The sequence below is a fragment of the Fructilactobacillus sp. X2R1C3 genome (assembly GCF_059901425.1).
In genome coordinates, this window is the sequence record NZ_JBWXUW010000002.1 from 108900 (window position 1) to 128456 (window position 19557).

19 protein-coding genes and 1 pseudogene are annotated in these 19557 nt (G+C 36.5%); 17 read left to right on the top strand and 3 right to left on the bottom strand.

Annotated elements, in window-relative coordinates; genetic code table 11:
* Positions 1 to 13 precede the first annotated feature (13 nt).
* The 14 genes from rimP (at position 14) to AC6UDD_RS02720 (ending at position 14391) form a co-directional block, all read left to right on the top strand.
* A complete protein-coding gene (gene rimP, locus AC6UDD_RS02655) occupies positions 14 to 487 on the top strand; it encodes a ribosome maturation factor RimP (RefSeq protein WP_500718433.1) in 474 nt (157 codons plus the stop codon).
* Positions 488 to 500: 13 nt separating this feature from the next.
* Positions 501 to 1613 carry a transcription termination factor NusA gene (gene nusA / locus AC6UDD_RS02660; protein WP_500718436.1) on the top strand — a complete coding sequence of 371 codons (1113 nt, stop codon included), beginning with the start codon at positions 501 to 503 and terminating at the stop codon, positions 1611 to 1613.
* A 19-nt stretch (positions 1614 to 1632) separates the two neighbouring features.
* Entirely contained in the window at positions 1633 to 1935 is a 303-nt protein-coding gene (rnpM, locus tag AC6UDD_RS02665) for an RNase P modulator RnpM (RefSeq protein ID WP_500693841.1), read from the top strand.
* Positions 1922 to 2221 carry a L7Ae/L30e/S12e/Gadd45 family ribosomal protein gene (locus tag AC6UDD_RS02670; protein ID WP_500701134.1) on the top strand — a complete coding sequence of 100 codons (300 nt, stop codon included), beginning with the start codon at positions 1922 to 1924 and terminating at the stop codon, positions 2219 to 2221. Before rnpM ends, AC6UDD_RS02670 begins: the two co-directional genes overlap by 14 nt.
* Before the next feature lie 23 nt (positions 2222 to 2244).
* A complete protein-coding gene (gene infB / locus AC6UDD_RS02675; RefSeq protein ID WP_500718439.1) occupies positions 2245 to 4758 on the top strand; it encodes a translation initiation factor IF-2 in 2514 nt (837 codons plus the stop codon).
* Positions 4759 to 4779: 21 nt separating this feature from the next.
* Positions 4780 to 5133, top strand: coding sequence for a 30S ribosome-binding factor RbfA (rbfA, locus tag AC6UDD_RS02680; protein ID WP_500693838.1), 354 nt, complete (start codon positions 4780 to 4782; stop codon positions 5131 to 5133).
* A 63-nt stretch (positions 5134 to 5196) separates the two neighbouring features.
* The gene (gene truB / locus AC6UDD_RS02685; protein WP_500718442.1) at positions 5197 to 6108 is read left to right on the top strand and encodes a tRNA pseudouridine(55) synthase TruB; all 912 of its coding nucleotides are present in this window, start codon (positions 5197 to 5199) and stop codon (positions 6106 to 6108) included.
* An 8-nt stretch (positions 6109 to 6116) separates the two neighbouring features.
* Positions 6117 to 7067: a riboflavin biosynthesis protein RibF gene (gene ribF / locus AC6UDD_RS02690; protein WP_500718444.1), complete on the top strand. Its 951-nt coding sequence runs from the start codon at positions 6117 to 6119 to the stop codon at positions 7065 to 7067.
* Between the two features lie 90 nt (positions 7068 to 7157).
* A complete protein-coding gene (gene hrcA / locus AC6UDD_RS02695; RefSeq protein ID WP_500718448.1) occupies positions 7158 to 8201 on the top strand; it encodes a heat-inducible transcriptional repressor HrcA in 1044 nt (347 codons plus the stop codon).
* A gap of 15 nt (positions 8202 to 8216) precedes the next feature.
* Positions 8217 to 8780, top strand: coding sequence for a nucleotide exchange factor GrpE (grpE, locus tag AC6UDD_RS02700; protein ID WP_500718451.1), 564 nt, complete (start codon positions 8217 to 8219; stop codon positions 8778 to 8780).
* Between the two features lie 39 nt (positions 8781 to 8819).
* The gene (gene dnaK, locus AC6UDD_RS02705) at positions 8820 to 10679 is read left to right on the top strand and encodes a molecular chaperone DnaK (protein ID WP_500718454.1); all 1860 of its coding nucleotides are present in this window, start codon (positions 8820 to 8822) and stop codon (positions 10677 to 10679) included.
* A 97-nt stretch (positions 10680 to 10776) separates the two neighbouring features.
* On the top strand, positions 10777 to 11922 hold the full coding sequence (dnaJ, locus tag AC6UDD_RS02710) for a molecular chaperone DnaJ (protein ID WP_500718458.1): 1146 nt from the start codon (positions 10777 to 10779) through the stop codon (positions 11920 to 11922).
* Positions 11923 to 12037: 115 nt separating this feature from the next.
* Complete coding sequence (gene lepA, locus AC6UDD_RS02715) at positions 12038 to 13876, top strand: translation elongation factor 4 (RefSeq protein WP_500718461.1); 1839 nt, start codon at positions 12038 to 12040, stop codon at positions 13874 to 13876.
* A 29-nt stretch (positions 13877 to 13905) separates the two neighbouring features.
* Positions 13906 to 14391 carry a GNAT family N-acetyltransferase gene (locus AC6UDD_RS02720; protein WP_500718466.1) on the top strand — a complete coding sequence of 162 codons (486 nt, stop codon included), beginning with the start codon at positions 13906 to 13908 and terminating at the stop codon, positions 14389 to 14391.
* Positions 14392 to 15203: 812 nt separating this feature from the next.
* On the opposite strand, the gene AC6UDD_RS02725 is transcribed toward AC6UDD_RS02720, so the two are convergent.
* On the bottom strand, positions 15204 to 15473 hold the full coding sequence (locus AC6UDD_RS02725; protein WP_500718470.1) for a hypothetical protein: 270 nt from the start codon (positions 15471 to 15473) through the stop codon (positions 15204 to 15206).
* 294 nt (positions 15474 to 15767) lie between these two features.
* Between AC6UDD_RS02725 and pnuC the strand changes: the two genes are divergently transcribed.
* Entirely contained in the window at positions 15768 to 16532 is a 765-nt protein-coding gene (gene pnuC, locus AC6UDD_RS02730) for a nicotinamide riboside transporter PnuC (protein WP_500718473.1), read from the top strand.
* 45 nt (positions 16533 to 16577) lie between these two features.
* On the opposite strand, the gene AC6UDD_RS02735 is transcribed toward pnuC, so the two are convergent.
* A complete protein-coding gene (locus AC6UDD_RS02735) occupies positions 16578 to 17360 on the bottom strand; it encodes a DNA/RNA non-specific endonuclease (protein ID WP_500718475.1) in 783 nt (260 codons plus the stop codon).
* Positions 17357 to 17497, bottom strand: a pseudogene (locus AC6UDD_RS02740) (sunset domain-containing protein); the annotation flags it as partial. The pseudogene AC6UDD_RS02740 and the gene AC6UDD_RS02735, both read right to left, overlap by 4 nt.
* 438 nt (positions 17498 to 17935) lie before the next feature.
* Between AC6UDD_RS02740 and AC6UDD_RS02745 the strand changes: the two are divergent.
* The gene (locus AC6UDD_RS02745) at positions 17936 to 19234 is read left to right on the top strand and encodes a Y-family DNA polymerase (RefSeq protein ID WP_500718477.1); all 1299 of its coding nucleotides are present in this window, start codon (positions 17936 to 17938) and stop codon (positions 19232 to 19234) included.
* On the top strand, positions 19227 to 19541 hold the full coding sequence (locus AC6UDD_RS02750; protein ID WP_500693825.1) for an acetyl-CoA carboxylase: 315 nt from the start codon (positions 19227 to 19229) through the stop codon (positions 19539 to 19541). The genes AC6UDD_RS02745 and AC6UDD_RS02750 overlap by 8 nt, the downstream gene beginning before the upstream one ends.
* Positions 19542 to 19557: the final 16 nt, after the last annotated feature.

The window sequence follows — 19557 nt, forward strand, 5'->3', positions numbered from 1 at the left end:
GGAGGTAAAGTATTTGAGCGAAGTTATTGATAGAGTTACTAAAACCGTTCAACCGATTTTAGATGACAACAATTTTTACCTTTATGACATTGAGTATGTTCAAGAGGGTGGAAGCTGGTATTTGCGAGTTTATATTGATAAAGACCAAGGAATTAGTTTGAATGACTGTGTTTTGGTTAGTGATCAGTTAAGTGAAAAACTTGATGAATTGGATCCAGATCCATTTGACGAACCATACTTTTTAGAGGTGTCTTCGCCAGGTGCTGAACGACCATTAAAACGGGAGTCTGATTATCAAAATGCAATTGGTGATTATATCCACGTTTCTTTATATCAAAAACTCAATGGGAAGAAGTCTTTTGAGGGAACCCTTAAAAGTGTTGATGATGATAAATTAACGTTAGCAATTAAAGATAAAACGCGAATTAGTGAACTTGAAATTCCGCGAAAATTAATTTCAAAAGCTAGATTAGCAATTGAATTTTAGTTAGGAGATTAAAATGAGTAAAGAATTAGTAAGTGCGCTTGATCAACTTGAAAAGGAAAAGGGCGTAAAAAAAGAGGTTGTGATCGATGCCTTAGAAGCAGCATTGTCTTCTGCTTACAAGCGTAACTTTGATCAGGCTCAAAACGTTGAAGTAAACTTTGACGAAAAAACTGGCAATATCCATGTATACGCTGTTAAGAAAGTGGTTGATAAGGTTGAAGATCAACGTTTGGAAGTTAGTTTGGATGAAGCTTTAAAGATTAACAAAGGATACGAACTTGGTGACGAAATTAAATTTGAAGTTACACCAAAGAACTTTGGAAGAATTGCTGCCCAAACCGCTAAACAAGTTATTACCCAACGAGTTCGTGAAGCTGAACGTGAGACCGTATACGATAAGTACAGTAAGTATCAAGATGAACTTGTGACTGCCGAAGTAGAACGGCAAGATAGTCGTTTTGTGTATATGAATCTTGGTCAAGTTGAGGCTGTGATGGCTAAAAATGATCAGATGCCAAATGAAACTTATCGTCCACAGGACAAGTTAAAAGTGTATGTTACAAACGTTGAAAATTCCTCAAAGGGACCGCAAATTTTTGTAAGTAGGACTGCACCTGGAATGCTAAAACGACTTTTTGAACAAGAGGTTCCTGAAATTTATGATGGAACGGTTGAAATTGTCTCGATTGCAAGAGAAGCCGGCGACCGTGCTAAGGTGGCTGTTCGTTCTAATAGTTCTGATATTGATCCGGTGGGAACTAGTGTTGGACCTAGAGGAACCAGAGTGCAAACAATTGTAAATGAACTTGGTGGAGAAAATATGGATATTGTCCAATGGGATGAGAATCCGGCTGAGTACATTGCCAATGCATTGAAACCCGCTGACGTTATTGACGTTATTTTTAAAGATGGAGACGATCGTTCTTGCACCGTTGTTGTTCCAGACGACCAGTTGTCGTTAGCAATTGGGAAACGTGGTCAGAACGCACGGTTAGCCGCTAGACTGACTGGATACAAGATTGACATTAAATCTGAATCAGAAATGGATGGCACTGACGAAAGTGACAGTGAAGATAATCATTCTACTGATGATGTTTCATCAAATGAAGACGAAAACGAGGAATAATTTTTGAGGAGGTACTGTTATGAGAAAAAGAAAAGTGCCAATGCGAAAAGATGTGGTGTCGGGTGAAATGGCACCTAAACGACAGTTAGTAAGAATTGTTCGTGATAAAGAAGGTAATGTTTCAGTTGATCCAACTGGGAAAAAATCTGGTCGAGGAGCTTACGTAAAAATTGACGTAACAATTGCCAAAAAAGCCAAGCAGGACAAAATCCTTGATCAAGTTTTTGATGTAACTTTAACAAATGATTTTTATGATGAACTTATTAGTTACGTCGACCATAAGCAGGCTCGACAGGAATTGATTGATAATGACAAATTATAATAAAGTCTTAAACTTATTGGGAATTGCAAGACGAGCTGGTAAAATAATCTCAGGTGAGGGGATTGTCTTGAATGCAATTAAAAAGGGACAGATTAATTACCTGTTTATTGCGTCAGACTGCGGTGCAAGTACCAAAAAGAAGTTTCTCGATAAAAGTAAATTCTATGAAGTTCCAGTTAATACTGGTATGCTTAAAGATGATCTTAGCGAGGCGATTGGGATGAAACGATCAATCGTAGCGATTAAGGATAAAGGATTTTCGAAAAAATTTAAAGAATTAAAATAATACAAGTAAAGGAGTGTGATTATATGGCCAAAAAAAGAATTTATGAATTAGCCAAAGAGCTTAATATACCTAGTAAACGTGTGATTGACACTGCTAAGTCAAATGGTTTTACGGTTAAAAACCATATGTCATCGCTTGATTCAAATCAGGAGAAGACCGTCCGAGGCGCGCTTAAGAATAGTCAGAAAGCGGCCAGTGGAAGTGAACAACGGCATGCTCCAGCAAAAAAGACTGCTGACTCCCGTAACGGAAGTAATGGTCACAATACTTCAAAACATGAAAATGGTCAGAATAACAATCATTTTGGTAGAAACAATCATTCTAACAATCAACATCGACCAAGTAATTTTGAACATAAACAAGTAAATAAACATCAAAATAATGGGCAAACAAGTAATCAGCGTCCAGAAAATGCTCATAGCAATGGTGTTCATACTAACGGTCAGCACCGGAATCAGAATTCAAGTAATCATTTTAATCACAACAATCATCAAAATAAGCAACATTCGCACACGAATAATAGTCAAAATGTGACCCATGCTAATAGTAATCGTTCTACAACTGCAAATAATGCAAGCAAGAAGCCGGTTAATAATACTTCTAAGCCACATAATAACGGAAGTGGAAAATTTGGTGGTAGTTTGAACCGCAACAAAAATAAAAAGGGCAAGAAGCGGAATAAGCGTCGCGATAATCGTTATAATATGTATTCTAAGAATCAACGAATTCGTCAGAATCATAAAAAGAATGCAGCGCCAACCCGTAAGAGTCGTCCATTACCTAAAGTTTTAATCTATCAAGATGGTATGAATGCGCAGGATCTTGGTAAGTTATTGCATCGGGAACCAGCAGAGATTGTTAAAAAATTATTTATGCTGGGAATGATGGTTAATCAGAATCAGTCCTTGGATAAGGATGCCATTGAACTTCTTGCCACCGATTATGGGATCGAAGCCAAAGAAAAAGAAAATGTTAATGTATCAGATATTGACAAGTTCTTTAATGAAGAAGAGCATAACACTGATTACCAAGAAAGCCGTCCGCCCGTTGTTACCATCATGGGACACGTTGATCATGGTAAAACAACGTTATTAGATTATCTTCGTCATTCACACATTACAGCAGGTGAAGCCGGTGGAATTACTCAAGCTATCGGTGCTTACCAGTTAAAACATGGCGATAAGACCATTACCTTCCTTGATACTCCAGGACATGCTGCTTTTACTGCCATGAGAGCTCGTGGGGCTGACATTACCGATGTGACTGTTTTGGTAGTGGCAGCTGATGATGGTGTTATGCCACAGACGGTTGAAGCAATTGATCATGCTAAAGCAGCGGGAACTCCAATTATTGTTGCAGTTAATAAAATTGATAAGCCAAATGCCAATCCACAACATGTTAAAGAACAATTGATGAACTACGGATTGGTTCCTGAAGATTTTGGTGGAGATACGATTTTTGTTGATATTTCTGCTAAAAATGGAACTAATGTTGATGAATTGTTAAATATGATTTTACTTCAGTCCGATGTGCTTGAACTTAAGGCTAATCCAAAACAAAATGGAGCCGGCTCAGTAGTTGAAGCAAGATTGGATAAGGGTAAGGGCCCTGTTGCTACCCTTTTGGTTCAACAAGGAACTTTGCACGTTGGGGATCCAATCGTTGTTGGCGATACTTTTGGTCGAGTTCGAACCATGTCTAATGAGAACGGAAAAGAAATCAAGAATGCTAAACCATCAACTCCAGTTGAAATTACGGGACTAAATTATGTTCCTGAAGCAGGTGATCGTTTCGTTGTCTTTAATGATGAAAAGACTGCTCGTGCCGCTGGAGAAGAACGAGCTAAAGAAGCTCAAATCGAAGAACGGAAACAAAATAACCGTGTTACTCTTGATAACTTGTTTGATTCAATGAAACAAGAAGATATGAAACAGGTTAACGTAATTATTAAAGCTGATGTACAAGGATCAGTGGAAGCCTTAGCTGGAAGCCTCAAAAAAATCGATGTTGAGGGAGTTAAGGTTAACGTTATTCATGCCTCTGTTGGTGCGGTGAACGAAAGTGATGTTGCACTTGCTGAAGCAAGTAATGCCATCATCATTGGTTTTAATGTTCGTCCCACTCCGCAAGCTAAGGCTCAATCTGAAACTGATAAGGTTGATATTCGTCTTTATCAAGTTATTTATAACGCCATTGATGACGTGGAAGCTGCAATGAAAGGCATGCTTGATCCAACTTATGAAGAAGAAGTTACTGGTAATATCGAAGTAAGACAAATTTATAAAGCTTCTAAAGTTGGAACAATTGCTGGTGGAATGGTTCTTGATGGGTACGTAAAAAGTGATAGCAAAGTTCGTCTGATTAGAGATAATGTTGTGATTTATGATGGAGAGCTTGGTAGTCTAAAGCGTTTTAAAGATGATGTTAAAGAGGTTAAACAAGGCTTCGAGTGTGGTTTGACAATTGAAAATTATAATGACATTAAAGTTGGAGATAAAGTCGAAGCATACCACATGAAAGAAGTCCAACCTAAGTAGATACCGTAAGGAGTGATTGTCATGGCACAATATCGTGTAGGAAGACTACAACAGGAAATTCAAAAAGAAGTCGACGATATTTTACTTAAGCGTGTTCGTGACCCACGAGTTCAAGGAGTAACTATTACTGGTGTTGAAGTTACTGGTGATTTGCAACAAGCTACGATTTATTACAGTAGTTTATCTGACAAGAAGTCTGAACAAGAAAAGGTTCAAAAGGGCTTGGATAAAGCAACTGGTTTAATTCGAGGTGAGTTAGGTCATCGGTTAAGTATCTACGTTACTCCAGAGATTCATTTTGAACGGGATGGATCCATTCAATACGGAAGTAAGATTGATCGTTTGATTGATAATTTAAATAAAAAAAATAAGTAAAAAAATTGACTGGAAATATTTATTTCCGGTCTTTTTTGCGTATATGGTACAGGAGTGAGTGAATTGGTCACTGGAATTATCCCTTTGTATAAGCCTAGGGGAATGACAAGTTTTGATTGTGTGAGTAAGATTCGACACATTATTGGACAAAAAAGAGTGGGGCATAGTGGCACACTTGATCCCAATGTGGATGGGGTTTTACCGATTTGTTTGGGCCACGCCACTAAAGTAGTTGATTATTTAATGCGATCAGGGAAGGTTTATAGTGGTTCAATTACGTTGGGTTTTTCCACTACTACTGAGGATTTAGATGGTGAAATTATTGATACTAATTTTGATTTTCAGCCAATCACAGATCAAGAAATTGACGAAGTCTTGGAATCATTTTTGGGAATTTCAATCCAGATTCCTCCCATGTTTTCCGCAGTTAAGGTGGATGGAAGGAGGTTATATGAATACGCACGTGCTGGTATGAAAGTTGATCGTCCTAAACGACAAATTAACGTTAGTCAATTTGTTCGTATCAATTCGAGTTCCTACAATCATGATACTCACACCCAAACCTTTGATTTTGAAGTGAAATGTGGAAAGGGAACCTATATCAGAACTTTGGCAACTGACTTTGGGAAAAAAGTAGGTATCCCAGCTGTGATGTCAAGTTTAACTCGAACTAAAAGTGGTGGATTTAATCTTTGCGATACAGTAACGTTCAAAGATGTTAAAGAAGCCATGGATTCTAATCAGATCAGTAATGTTGTTTTTCCAATTTCACATGCTCTTAAAGATTTTAAGACTATCGTGATTAATAAAGAGCAGTGGAATCGTGTTCAAAATGGCGGCTTTTTAAGTATTGATGAGATCGCTTGTCAAGATGAAATGATAGTTTTAAAGTATAATAATATTGATCGAGCTTTGTATTATAGAAATGAACAGGAAAATAATTATAAGCCCAAGAAAATGTTTGATTTAGATTAGAGGAAATTATGGAAATCAATTATTTATCATACCCACTTGATAAGAACGAAAAACATCGTCCACAAGTCATTGCAATGGGTTTTTTTGATGGAGTTCACCTGGGACATCAAAAAGTGATCAAACAAGCTAAACAAATTGCTGAACAAAAAAAACTTCCTTTGGCAATTTTAACTTATGATCATCACCCGTCGTTAGTGTACAAAAAGTTGGATGGAAATGAAAAACGTTATTTAACTCCGCTTAACCGTAAATTACATTTATTTGAGCAACTGGGAGTTGATGTAGTCTATGTCATCAACTACAACTTTGCTTTTCAAAATCAAAATCCCCAAGAATTCGTTGATAATTATTTAATTGGATTGAATGCTGACACAGTTGTAGCAGGATTTGATCATACTTATGGAGAACAAAATGCAGGCATAGAAGAGCTACCTCAATATGCCAAGAAGCGATTTGAGGTAGTCAGTGTTGCAGCGGATGAAATGGACGACAAGAAGGTTAGCTCTACTAGGATTCGTCGAAATCTTGAACAGGGACATATTCAAACGGTTAACGATCTTTTGGGATATGAATTCGAAAATGATGGAGTGGTTGTGCATGGATTTGCTCGGGGTCGTGAATTAGGATTTCCCACTGCTAACGTTGAGTATTCTGCAAAACAGCAGTTACCCAAACTTGGGGTGTATGTGGTCCAGCTTGAAGTTAATGGTACGTGGTATAAGGCGATGGCATCAATTGGCAAAAATGAAACGTTTGGAAATGATAATCCAGTTACTTTAGAAATTAATATTTTGGATTTTGATCAAAATATCTATGGTAATCACGTCAGGGTTAGATGGTTGTCGAAAATGAGAGATGAGGTCAAATATCAGGGTCGGAAACCATTGATTGATCAATTAAAAATTGATGAAAGGAACACCCGATCTTATTTTAAGAAATACATTAATTCTCACCAGTAAACTTATTTCTTGACGTTCTTTAATACCTTTGGTAAGGTATAAATGTACGTTAGCACTTGATAATAAAGAGTGCTAAAAGAGGTGGTAAGAATGCTCACAAAGAGACAAGATATGATTCTGAAGTACATTGTTGATGATTATACTAACAATGGCGTTCCAATTGGATCAAAACGCTTGGCTGATCAACTTCCAATGAATGTTAGTTCGGCTACCATTCGTAATGAGATGGCGGTTTTAAGTGGTCAAAATTTGATTCAAAAAGTTCATACTTCGTCTGGAAGAGTTCCTTCAAATGAAGGATATCGATATTACATTGATAATTTGGTTAATCCCGTACTAGTTGGCAATGAAGAAAAGAGTTTGATTCATAATGCTCTGGGAGGAACATTTCAACAAATTGATGATATTGTTAAACAATCTGCTGATATTTTGTCCAGTTTGACCGATTATACCGCGATGACTTTAAGCCCAGAACAGACTAATACCGAAACTTTACAACATTTTCAACTAATTAAGTTAGCCGATCACCAAGTGATGGCAATTATGGTGATGAATGATGGGCAAGTTGAAAGTCAGCCCTTTATAACTAATCACCAGATTGACGAAGATAAGTTACTTCAAGTAACTAATTTAGTTAATGACAAGCTTTTTGGTAAGACAATTCCAGAAGTTTTAGAGGCACTTAAAAGTACAATTCCTGAAGAAATTAGACACTATTTAACTTCTTCAGAAAACTTTGTGGGGGCTTTTGAATACGTCATTAATAAATCGCTTAAAGACCATTTCTTTGTTAGTGGAAGAATGAATTTATTGGATACAATGGATGATAAGAATGATCTAAAAAATATTAAGCCACTTTATTCAATGTTTGGAAATAACTCGAATATGGCAAAGATTTTAGATAATGAATCCAAACCCATTTCAGTTATGATTGGTTCTGAGCTACGAAATGATTTATTGAAAAATTATAGTATTATTTCTGGAACTTATGATGTTGGGATTCATGGCGTTGGTAGGATTGCCGTAATTGGTCCTACCAGAATGTCTTATCCCAAGGTTTTGGGCCTAGTTGATGCGTTTAAAGATGAACTTCAGAAACGAATCAATGGATACTATGATAATTATGATAAATAAAAAGGGAGGTTCAAAATGGCGAGCGATAAGGAAAAGCAAAGTAAAGATTTAGATGATAAAACGGGAAATGTTGATGAATCGAGCAAGTCAGAGCAAGAAGTCAAAACGGACAAGAAAGATGATTCTGCAAAAAAGATTGATGAGCTAAATCAACAACTAGATTCAGTTCAAGACAATTATTTACGAGCAGAAGCTGAGATTCAGAACATTCAAAATCGAAACAAAAAAGAACGTGCTGATTTAGCAAAGTATGGGGCACAAGATCTTGCTAAAGACGTTGTACCTGTGATGGATGATTTAAAAAGAGCACTTGACGTTGACGTATCTGATGAAAACGGCAAGCAACTCAAAAAAGGGATCGAAATGGTCCAACAACATCTTGAAAAAGCTCTGAAGGATAATGATATTTCAGAAATTAATGCTAATGGGGTAGAATTTGATCCTAGTCTTCATCAAGCTGTTCAAACGGTTGCTCCAAGTGATGAGCATCCAAAGGGAACCGTAGTATCGGTACTTCAAAGCGGTTATAAAATTGCTGATCGGGTCTTAAGACCAGCAATGGTAGTAGTTGCACAGTAATTAAATAGTTATTAAATATATAAAAAGAAGGTTTAAGTTATGGCAAGTAATAAAGTTATTGGAATTGATTTAGGAACAACTAATTCAGCTGCAGCCGTTATGGAAGGTAATGAACCAAAGATCATTACCAATCCAGAAGGATCAAGAACTACGCCATCAGTAGTTGCTTTTAAAGATGGTGAGATTCAAGTTGGTGAAGTTGCTAAGCGTCAAGAAATTACTAACCCAGATACTGTTGTATCAATTAAGAGTCACATGGGTGAGCAAGGTTACAAAGTAAAGGCAAACGGAAAAGAATATACTCCACAACAAATTTCAGCTATGATTCTTCAATACATTAAAGGCTATGCTGAAGATTACATTGGTGACACTGTTAGTGAAGCTGTTATTACCGTTCCTGCTTACTTTAATGATGCACAACGTCAAGCTACTAAAGACGCTGGTAAAATTGCTGGTCTTGATGTTAAGAGAATTATTAACGAACCTACTGCTGCTTCACTTGCATATGGTTTAGACAAAAAAGATAAAGATGAAAAAATCTTGGTTTATGATTTAGGTGGAGGTACTTTCGATGTTTCCGTCCTTGAATTAGGTGACGGTGTCTTCCAAGTTCTTTCAACTAATGGTGATACTCACTTAGGTGGGGATGACTTTGATAAGAGAATCATGGACTGGTTAATTGATAACTTCAAGAAGGAAAATGGCGTTGATCTTTCAAAAGACAAGATGGCTTTACAACGTTTGAAAGACGCTGCTGAAAAAGCTAAGAAAGACTTGTCAGGTGTAACTCAAACTGAAATTTCACTTCCATTTATTTCTTCTGGTGACAACGGTCCACTTCATTTACAAACCACACTTACACGAGCTAAGTTTAACGAATTAACTTCTGACTTGGTTGAAAAGACTAAGGCTCCTTTAGACAATGCCTTAAAGGATGCAGGACTTTCAGCTAGCGATATTGATCAAGTAATTCTTAATGGTGGTTCAACTAGAATTCCTGCCGTTCAAGAAGAAGTTCAAAAGTGGACTGGCAAAGAACCAAGTCATTCAATCAACCCTGATGAAGCTGTTGCATTAGGTGCAGCCATTCAAGGTGGAGTTATCACTGGTGACGTTAAAGACGTTGTTTTACTTGATGTTACTCCACTTTCACTGGGTATTGAAACGATGGGTGGTGTATTCACTAAGTTAATTGATAGAAATACCACTATTCCAACTTCAAAGTCACAAACATTCTCAACTGCTGCTGATAATCAGACTGCTGTTGACATTCATGTTTTGCAAGGTGAACGTCCAATGGCTGCTGATGATAAATCATTAGGTCGTTTCCAATTGACTGACATTCCTGCAGCACCAAGAGGTGTTCCTCAAATCGAAGTTACCTTTGATATCGACAAAAACGGAATTGTAAATGTTTCTGCCAAAGATAAAGGGACTGGTAAACAACAAAAGATCACCATCAAAGATTCCAACGGTCTATCAGACGACGAAATCGACAAGATGATGAAAGAAGCCGAAGCAAATGAAGATGCCGACAAGGAAAAGAAGAACAAGGTTGATCTAGATAATGAAGTTGACCAATTGATCTTCCAGACTGATAAGACATTGAAAGATGTTAAAGGCAAAGTTTCAGATGATGAGATTAAAGCAGCTCAGGATGCTGAAGACGAACTCAAAAAAGCTAAAGAAGATGGCGATACTGATGCAATGAAGACTAAAAAGGATGCTTTGAACGAAAAGGTTCAAGCATTAGCAGTTAAATTGTATCAACAAAACCAAGGCCAAGCTGATCAAGGACAACAAGGTGGAAACAATGCTAACGGTGGATCATCTAATGGAAATGATGATAATACTGTTAATGGTGACTACCATGAAGTTCATGATGATGACAACAAGTAATTGTGGCAATTGATGCTATTAACAATTGATGAAAAGCTAAAGTCAGTTTGATGGGCTTTGGCTTTTTGTTGTATTATTTGAGCTTGGAGGCGAACTAATGGCTAGTAAAGATTATTACAAAGTATTAGGCGTGGATAAAAATGCCAGTGAAGATGACATTAAACATGCCTATCGAAAATTATCAAAAAAATACCATCCAGATATTAATAAAGCTCCAGATGCAGAGGCAAAGTTTAAGGAAATAACCGAAGCATATGAAGTCTTAGGTGACAAAAAGAAACGGGCCAATTATGACCAGTATGGTTCAGCTGATGGTCCCCAAGGATTTGGAGGCTTTGGCGGTGGAGCCGGTGCTGGCGCAGGTGGACAAGGTGCTGGATTTGGTGACTTTTCTGACATTTTCAATGATATTTTTGGTGGTGGAGGTGGACGTCGCCGTGCCGATCCAACTGCACCACGTCGTGGACGTGATTTGCAATATCAGATGACACTTACATTTGATGAAGCTGTTTTTGGGACTAAAAAAACCATTAAGTATAATCGTGAAGAAACTTGTCCGACATGCCATGGCACTGGTGCTAAGCCTGGGACTAAACCAGAGACTTGTTCTAACTGTCATGGAAGTGGTTATGTGACTAAAACAGTTAATACTCCGCTTGGTCAGATGCAGACCCAAGAACCGTGTCCAGTTTGTGGTGGCACTGGAAAAGTAATTAAAGAGAAGTGCCCAACCTGTGGTGGCACTGGAAAAGTTGAGAAGCAACATTCTCTTGAAGTTACGGTTCCTGCTGGTGTCGAAGAAGGACAACAAATGCATATGCAAGGTCAAGGTGATGCCGGTGAAAATGGTGGTCCTTATGGTGATTTGTATGTAATCTTTAGAGTTCTTCAGAGCAAGTACTTTAGAAGAGACGGATCTACTATTTACTTTGATCAACCAATTTCATTTGCCACTGCTGGTTTAGGTGGAGAAATTAAAGTTAAAACCGTTCATGGTGACGTTGATTTGAAAATTCCTGCAGGCACCCAGACTGGGACGGTCTTCCGTTTAAGAGGAAAAGGTGCGCCTAAGCTTCACGGAAATGGTAATGGTGACGAAATGGTCAAAGTCAAGGTTCAAACACCAAAGAAACTTAACTCTAAACAAAAAGTTGCTTTACAAGCTTTAGCTGAAGCTAGTGGTGATACTAATATTGAAGAAGGCAAGAATTTCTTTGATAAAATGAAAGATGCTTTTAAATAAACAAATAAAGGAGCGGTTTAGAGACCGCTCCTTTATTTGTTTGTTATACATATATCTGGTTGTTATAATGATAATAACGACTTGGACGAATTAATAATGAAAGTAGGAAAATATCGTGGATTATAAAAAAATGAAGGAAAAGCAACGCCGGACGAGAAATTTTGCTATTGTTGCTCATATTGATCACGGTAAGTCAACTTTAGCCGACCGAATCTTGGAGTTGACCGATACAGTTTCTAAAAGAGACATGCAAGATCAGATTTTGGATAATATGGATTTGGAACGGGAACGTGGAATTACCATTAAATTAAATGCAGTTGAATTAACCTATCACGCTAGGGATGGAATTGACTATGTATTTCATTTGATTGATACTCCCGGACACGTGGACTTTTCTTATGAAGTTTCTAGGAGTTTGGCTGCTTGTGAGGGTGCCTTACTGGTTGTTGATGCCACTCAAGGAGTTCAAGCCCAAACCCTAGCTAACGTTTATTTGGCCTTGGATGACGATCTTGAAATTATTCCTGTCATTAATAAAATTGATTTGCCTTCAGCAGAACCTGAGAAAACTAAAAAGGAGATTGAAGATGTTATTGGATTAGATACCTCTGATGCGGTTGAGATTAGTGCTAAGACTGGACTCGGGGTTGAGAACCTATTAGAGGAAATTGTTCAAAAAATTCCCGCTCCAAAGGGGGATATTGAAGCACCGCTTAAAGCATTGGTTTTTGATTCAGTTTACGATGATTATCGGGGCGTCGTATTGAGTGTTCGTTTGTACGATGGGGTCGTAAAACCTGGAGATCAAATTCGCTTGATGAACAGTGGAAGTGAATATGAAGTTACAGAAGTTGGCGTTAACTCGCCTAAGCCACTTCAACGAAAGTATTTAATGGCTGGAGACGTGGGATACATTACTGCCAGCATTAAAGATATTACTAAGACGCGAGTTGGTGATACGGTAACTGATGCAAATAATCCAACTGGTGAAGCCTTACCGGGATATCGTGAAATGATTCCAATGGTTTATGCCGGATTGTATCCGACTGATAATGCGAAGTTTGGTGACTTAAGGGAAGCACTTGAAAAGCTTAAGTTAAACGATGCTTCACTTGAATTTGAACCTGAATCGTCTGAAGCATTGGGCTTTGGCTTTCGTTGTGGATTTCTTGGATTACTTCACATGGACGTGGTTCAGGAGCGTCTTGAACGTGAGTTTGGGTTGGATTTAATCACTACGGCTCCGTCAGTAACTTATCATGTGGATTTAAATGATGGAAGTACACTTGAAGTTGAAAATCCGTCTGAAATGCCAGATGTATCAGCAATTAAGGATATTAAAGAACCATTTGTTAAAGCTAGCATTATGGTGCCAAACGATTATGTCGGTGCTGTGATGGAAATGTGTCAAGATCGACGTGGTCAATTTGTCACGATGGAATATCTAGACGATGCCAGAGTGAATGTCATTTATCAAATGCCATTATCGGAAATTATTTTTAATTTTTTCGACAAGTTAAAATCAAGTACGCATGGTTACGCATCACTTGACTATGAATTATCTGAGTATCGACAAAGTGACTTAGTTAAAGTGGATATTCTCTTGAATGGCGATAAGGTTGATGCTTTAAGTTTTATTTCCCACAAACAGTTTGCTGCTGGACGAAGTCGAGAAATTGTTAAAAAGCTCAAGGGCATCATCCCAAGACAAAATTTTGAAATTCCGATTCAAGCAGCAATTGGCGCCACCATTATTGCCAGAACTAATATTAAAGCCTATCGGAAAGATGTGACATCTAGAATTCATACTGGTGACCCTGATCGAAGAGCAAAGTTACTTGAGAAGCAAAAACGTGGAAAAAAGCGAATGAAAGCGGTTGGAAAGGTTGATATTCCCCAAGAAGCCTTCATGGCTGTCTTACAAACTGATGAAGATCAAAAGAGCGACAAATAGTATTTGCCGCTTTTTTGATCCTAAAAATTATGGGTTATAATAAGTTAAATTTGATGATTGGAAGTGAACATATGTGGAAGGTAAAATCATTTGATCAATTAACTTTGAACGAATTGTTTGATATTTATCAACTGAGATGCGAAGTGTTCGTAGTAGAACAAAAGATTACTTTACAGGATATTGATGATAATGATAAGAAGGCATGGCATGTTTTTTTGCTTAATGATCAAAATCACGTTATTGCTTATGGCCGAGTATATAAACAAGATTACTATATAACTTTTGGAAGAATTGCGGTTTTAGCCGAACAACGTGGAAAACATCTGGGAATGAAGCTAGTTCAGAGAGTGATGGAGGTTATTAAAGAAAAATATCCTCATAAAGAGATTATTATTGAGGCACAAAAATACGTTGAAAATTTATATGCTTCATTTGGCTTTCGATCGGAAGGAGAAGTCTTCATGGAGGGAAATGTTGAACATATAAATATGGTTCATGATCCGCTTTTTAAATAATAATTATGATATTTTAAAAATTAAAATTTATTATTTTATTTAGTACTAAAAACCACTATTATAGAATAGTGGTTTTTTAATTTAAATGATATTATTCTTTCCGTTAATTGTTAATAAATTTCATTAAATGCCGATATTATGATTATGAAAATCATTAGTTAATGTTATGGATTACACAATTGAATTGAGTACACTAATGAAGTGATATGACTAACTTTTATAACTATTGAATGAAAGGGTTCTTTGTTTTTAATCACCGGTTGCCACTATTAATCCCGTTGTCATAGGTGTTAAGATATGTGATATGGGAAACAATATAATTGTAAAAATTTCTTAGAAAAATTTTTTATAAGATAAAAATTGCTTCATGATTAGTTTTTGTGTTCTCTTATAAGGAATATATTTTGATATTTTTTACTTATATACTTGATTAGTAACAGCTAATATAATATACTGTAAAAGTAAGGTAAAGATTAAAGAATTCACGCCAGGGGATTTGAATGTACAAAAAAAGCACTCAAATTGAGTGCTTTCTATGATTAGAGAGGTTCAAGAACTGTAGCATAGTTATGAGAAGTAACAATCTAATAAGTAAAGATCTATGAAATAAAAGAGCACACGTGTCTAAGACTAATAAGCAGTAGGAGTGGAAAGCCTTAGCTGATGTGAATGTTGAGAATGTAACAGAAATTTATTACCTCTCTAATCTACACTCTATATTTAATCACACTTTACGAAATTTTACCAGTGAATTCTCATAATTATGATGCTTATTCACTAAAGAAGTACTACCTGTTAGGTAGTACTTCTTTTTATTTTGGAATTGCCATGAACACAACCTTATTATTTGATGGGAATGAGTTCTTTTCACCGAATTCATCAAAGGAAATGCTTTCACCAGGAGTTCCCAATTCATGTTTAGCGTCTTTTGTAATGGTTAAAAGATGTTCATGATCACGATCGATATCGTCAAGGGTGACAGCGTCTAATTCTACTTTTTCACCAGATGGCATTTTTACGGTAACTTTTCTGAGATCATGAACTCCATCAGCTTTGATTGCAAATGGGACATTTACTAGCATGTTATTTCCTCCTTCATACTTCATTATTCATTATACATATTTTTTGTTTGCATTTACAATATCTTTTATATTTTATAAATGATACATTTGTTTTGATTTGTCACAACTTAAGTATTTTTATCAATTTCGCTAGTATAATCAAATAAAAAATGAGGCTATAAAAATAAAAAAATTTTTTTATGCACCAATGTTGGGCCAATTTATAAAAATTATGGTTGTTAGCAAATTTGTTTAGAGGTTATAAGTGTGTAATGATGAAAAGTGAATTCAAATTTGTTGAAGGGATGATTATTTATGTTAGAGAAAAACAACATTGCGGCTTATGACATATTGAAGCCTAGTTGGTATGTCAATCAGATGAAAGGTTGGAGCTTTAAAAGCTATTTGTTGCTCCTATTTGGTTTGGGAGTAATTGCCGGATCAACTGTCACACAATCACTTTCGTTTATTGCTATTATGACGATGTTAGCGGGGATGCTTGGATTTACTACTACCATTTCAATTACTAATACGAAACCATTAAATGGAATTTTTGGCTTGATTAGTGCTTTGATTTATATCTACGTTGCGTTCACTGCTAAGAATTACAATGATATTATTCTCCAAACTACATACATTGTACTTTTGGATATTCCGGTCTTGTTAATTCCTAGTTGGGCTACTAATGTTGATGAACACATTAAGAAATTGACTGTTAAGGGTAACCTTAGAAAAACGTTTATGAATTGGGGGTTGACAGCTCTTTTCTTTGTTGTAGTACTAGGAGCTTTGTATGCTTGGGAACATGGATACAGTGACAGTCCTCGTCCCTTTGTAGATAGTTTTGCGGCCACGATTGGAATTACTGGTGCTTTACTCACTACTTTGAGATTCCGGGATACTTATTACTTCTGGCTTGCCCAGGGGATTTTCTCAATTATTCTGTGGGGCATTACTGCATATCAAGGTGGAGCCAATTGGACGTTATTCTTAACCTACATTCTGTACTTATGTAATGACTTGTTAAGCTTCTTTGACAAAAACATTGCATGGTTCCATACGAAACCAACCAATCATTAATATTTAAATTAAAAGGACAGTGACTAGATGGTCACTGTCCTTTTTTTATGATTTTGTACTGTATCCAGTTTGATAATTAATATTGTATCCTGGCTCGACGTTAAAAATGTACACGTTAAAGTGAATTTGATTACTTCCGACTGATTGGGCTCTCATTTGGACACCACGACTGAGTAATTCATTATTTCGATAAATCGGAGTGACCTGATATCTGACGTAGTTATTTGGATTTTCTTTTAGATAAGTAGCAATATCATCCTCATGATAAAGCATTAGTGGGGAATTTAACGTCCTTGTCCCAGTTATTAAGTTTTTGGGATTATTGTTTTCACCACATAGTTGGTAACCAATCAGATGACTTCGGTTATATAACCAACCACTGTTGGTGTGTTTATTGTGCCATCCAGTGGGATTAAAGGTAAGTGGTTCACGTTTCTTAGTGGGCATTGTTTTAACGTTTAACATACCGTTAGCATCGGTGGCTCGGTTGAGATGATCAAGGTTACTAAATCGTAACCAGGGGTGTTTATTATGCAATTCTTCAGTAGAAAAATTAGGATTATTGTGATCAACTTCTACTTCTTGATTTCCGTCGTAATTTAAATCACTTAATTTTAAATCTGGTGCATGCTTCAATTGGTATTGAAGTTTTTTAAGCTTTGATCTTTTAGTGTCAACTTGCCCTTGAAGGTGATTAATGCTTTTTTCAAGTTGCTGGGTACTTTCATTATCATGGGGGTTTTTATGTTCGTTTGAATTGGATTGTTGTGAACATCCCGCAAGTAATAAGGATAATACCATGATTGGAAATAGCAGGAACTTTTTCATCGTTTAGCCCTCCGATATCCAGCTGCTTGTGCGTCTGCCTCCGAGTTAAAGTAGATGACGTTTTGGCTGTTCATTTTGTAACCCGTTTGGCCAGGTACATGATAAATGTGTGAGTTTTTATTTCCAACGATTCGCTGAGCGTTTGAAGTATTGATGTCATTGTTATTACTTTGATTTTGATGATTTGGTGTAGGTTTTGTTCTTAAGGCATTGGAGTCGTTTGTTTTAACATTTGAGAGTGGGTTAATCGATACATATCTACTGTTTAGATCATTTTCCGTATGATTGATTTGTTTTGATAGTTGTTGATTCTGTTCAATGAGTGCTTTTTTCTGGGAAATTAATTCTGATCTACTAGATTTTGAAGCAGACAGAATTACTGCCGGAGTAGTGAACAGTAATAAGGTACATCCGGTTAATATTATTGCTTTCTTGATTCGATGCATGGTTATTATGCTCCGTTTCTACTTAATATAATTAGAATATCATAAAAAATAAAAGCAAAAAATTATATTTACAAAGCAAATGAAAGATAGTAATATTTAATACGAACAGATGTTCGGGTAGGTGATATTTTGAATTATGATGATGAACCTCATGGTGTTTACTTTTTCATTGATAATAAGTCTTTTTATGCAAGTTGTGAGAGTGTTAAACGTGGACTTAATCCACTTCGTTCGATTTTGGTGGTTATGTCGGAACAAGCTAATACAAATGGCGGATTAATACTGGCAGCTTCTCCTATGGCAAAAAAGTTATTTGGGATTAGCAACGTTAGTCGTCAGCGTGATCTTCCTGACGATGAAAGGTTGTTGATTGTTCCTCCACGAATGAACTTATACATTGAAAAGAATCTACAAATTAATGATATTTTTGCTGAATTTACCGATGAACATGACATTTTGCCATACTCAATTGACGAGTCATTATTGGATATGACTCATACTTGGAGATTGTTTGGTACTAGTTTGAGGGAGGTGGCTCTTAAAATTCAAGAGGAGGTCAGAAGCCGTTTAGGACTGTATACAACGGTTGGGATTGGTGATAATCCCGTTCAAGCTAAGCTAGCGTTAGACGTTTATGCGAAGCATGATTACGACCTGATTGGTGAGATTCATTACGAAGATGTTCCTGATAAGATTTGGAATATTAATAGATTAACGGATGTTTGGGGAATTGGAAAAAGAACTAAAGTCCATCTAAAGCGACTTCATATTAATAATATGTATGAATTGGCGCATGCTAACCCGTATCTGTTGAAAGAAAAAATGGGAGTCATTGGATTACAGCTATTTGCCACTGCATGGGGAATTGATCGAAGTAACTTGAGACAACCCATGCATGCTAAAGAAAAAAGTTACAGTAATTCTCAGGTACTTCCACGTGATTACGTTAAACGGGATGAGATTGAAGTTGTTATTAGAGAAATTGCGAGTCAGGTTGCTTCACGAATTCGTAATCATGGACTGAAAGCTGGGTGTGTGACGTTATGGGTTGGCTTTTCTTTTTCAATAAAACAGCTTACCGGTAGCAATGGTTTTTCTCAGTCAATGAAAGTTGAACCAACAGATGATGATCATGACCTTGGTCGTTACTTAATTGAATTGTTTGAAAGGAACTGGCACGGTGAAGTTGTGCGAAATATTGGAGTTGACTACAGTCATCTCTCAAATAAGGTTGGGGAACAATTAAACCTATTTAAGGATAATCAAAATATGATTAAACAAAATGTGTTAAATAAAACCAGTGATCAAATTCGAAAACGGTTTGGTAACACGGCTTTATTAAATGCCAATAGTTTGTGTGTAGGTGCTACCGCAATTTCACGGTCTAATTTGGTTGGTGGACACAATGGAGGCAATTCTTATGAGTAATGATGTGATTTTTATTGGGAATCAAGTTTTATCCCATATTAATCATCTATTTTTGCGAATTCCTAAGACCCGCTACTGGATGATGATTGTTAATAACACCTTTGATAAAGAGTACGATTGGTTTTTGAGTTCTAAGAAGAAGTATCAACAGGAGCGATCGCAACCAATCTATGTTATTTCTGATTACGACTTGGAACTTTTAGAAAAGGTAGTTAACTATGTAACTGAATATAACCTGTTAACCATTTATTATCGTAATTTTGATGACATGGTTTGGCCGGATTCACAGAAGAAAATTCAAGATTAACTTAAAGTTAGGAGAA

Excerpts from the sequence above, each read along its gene's own strand:
- AC6UDD_RS02750 (WP_500693825.1), top strand. The coding sequence starts at position 19,227 with ATGAGTAATGATGTGATTTTTATTGGGAATCAAGTTTTATCCCATATT.
- rbfA (WP_500693838.1), top strand. The coding sequence starts at position 4,780 with ATGGCACAATATCGTGTAGGAAGACTACAACAGGAAATTCAAAAAGAA.
- AC6UDD_RS02670 (WP_500701134.1), top strand. The coding sequence starts at position 1,922 with ATGACAAATTATAATAAAGTCTTAAACTTATTGGGAATTGCAAGACGA.
- ribF (WP_500718444.1), top strand. The coding sequence starts at position 6,117 with ATGGAAATCAATTATTTATCATACCCACTTGATAAGAACGAAAAACAT.
- pnuC (WP_500718473.1), top strand. The coding sequence starts at position 15,768 with ATGTTAGAGAAAAACAACATTGCGGCTTATGACATATTGAAGCCTAGT.
- AC6UDD_RS02725 (WP_500718470.1), bottom strand. The coding sequence starts at position 15,473 with ATGCTAGTAAATGTCCCATTTGCAATCAAAGCTGATGGAGTTCATGAT.
- infB (WP_500718439.1), top strand. The coding sequence starts at position 2,245 with ATGGCCAAAAAAAGAATTTATGAATTAGCCAAAGAGCTTAATATACCT.
- dnaK (WP_500718454.1), top strand. The coding sequence starts at position 8,820 with ATGGCAAGTAATAAAGTTATTGGAATTGATTTAGGAACAACTAATTCA.
- rnpM (WP_500693841.1), top strand. The coding sequence starts at position 1,633 with ATGAGAAAAAGAAAAGTGCCAATGCGAAAAGATGTGGTGTCGGGTGAA.
- hrcA (WP_500718448.1), top strand. The coding sequence starts at position 7,158 with ATGCTCACAAAGAGACAAGATATGATTCTGAAGTACATTGTTGATGAT.
- dnaJ (WP_500718458.1), top strand. The coding sequence starts at position 10,777 with ATGGCTAGTAAAGATTATTACAAAGTATTAGGCGTGGATAAAAATGCC.
- nusA (WP_500718436.1), top strand. The coding sequence starts at position 501 with ATGAGTAAAGAATTAGTAAGTGCGCTTGATCAACTTGAAAAGGAAAAG.
- AC6UDD_RS02735 (WP_500718475.1), bottom strand. The coding sequence starts at position 17,360 with ATGAAAAAGTTCCTGCTATTTCCAATCATGGTATTATCCTTATTACTT.
- AC6UDD_RS02720 (WP_500718466.1), top strand. The coding sequence starts at position 13,906 with ATGGGTTATAATAAGTTAAATTTGATGATTGGAAGTGAACATATGTGG.
- grpE (WP_500718451.1), top strand. The coding sequence starts at position 8,217 with ATGGCGAGCGATAAGGAAAAGCAAAGTAAAGATTTAGATGATAAAACG.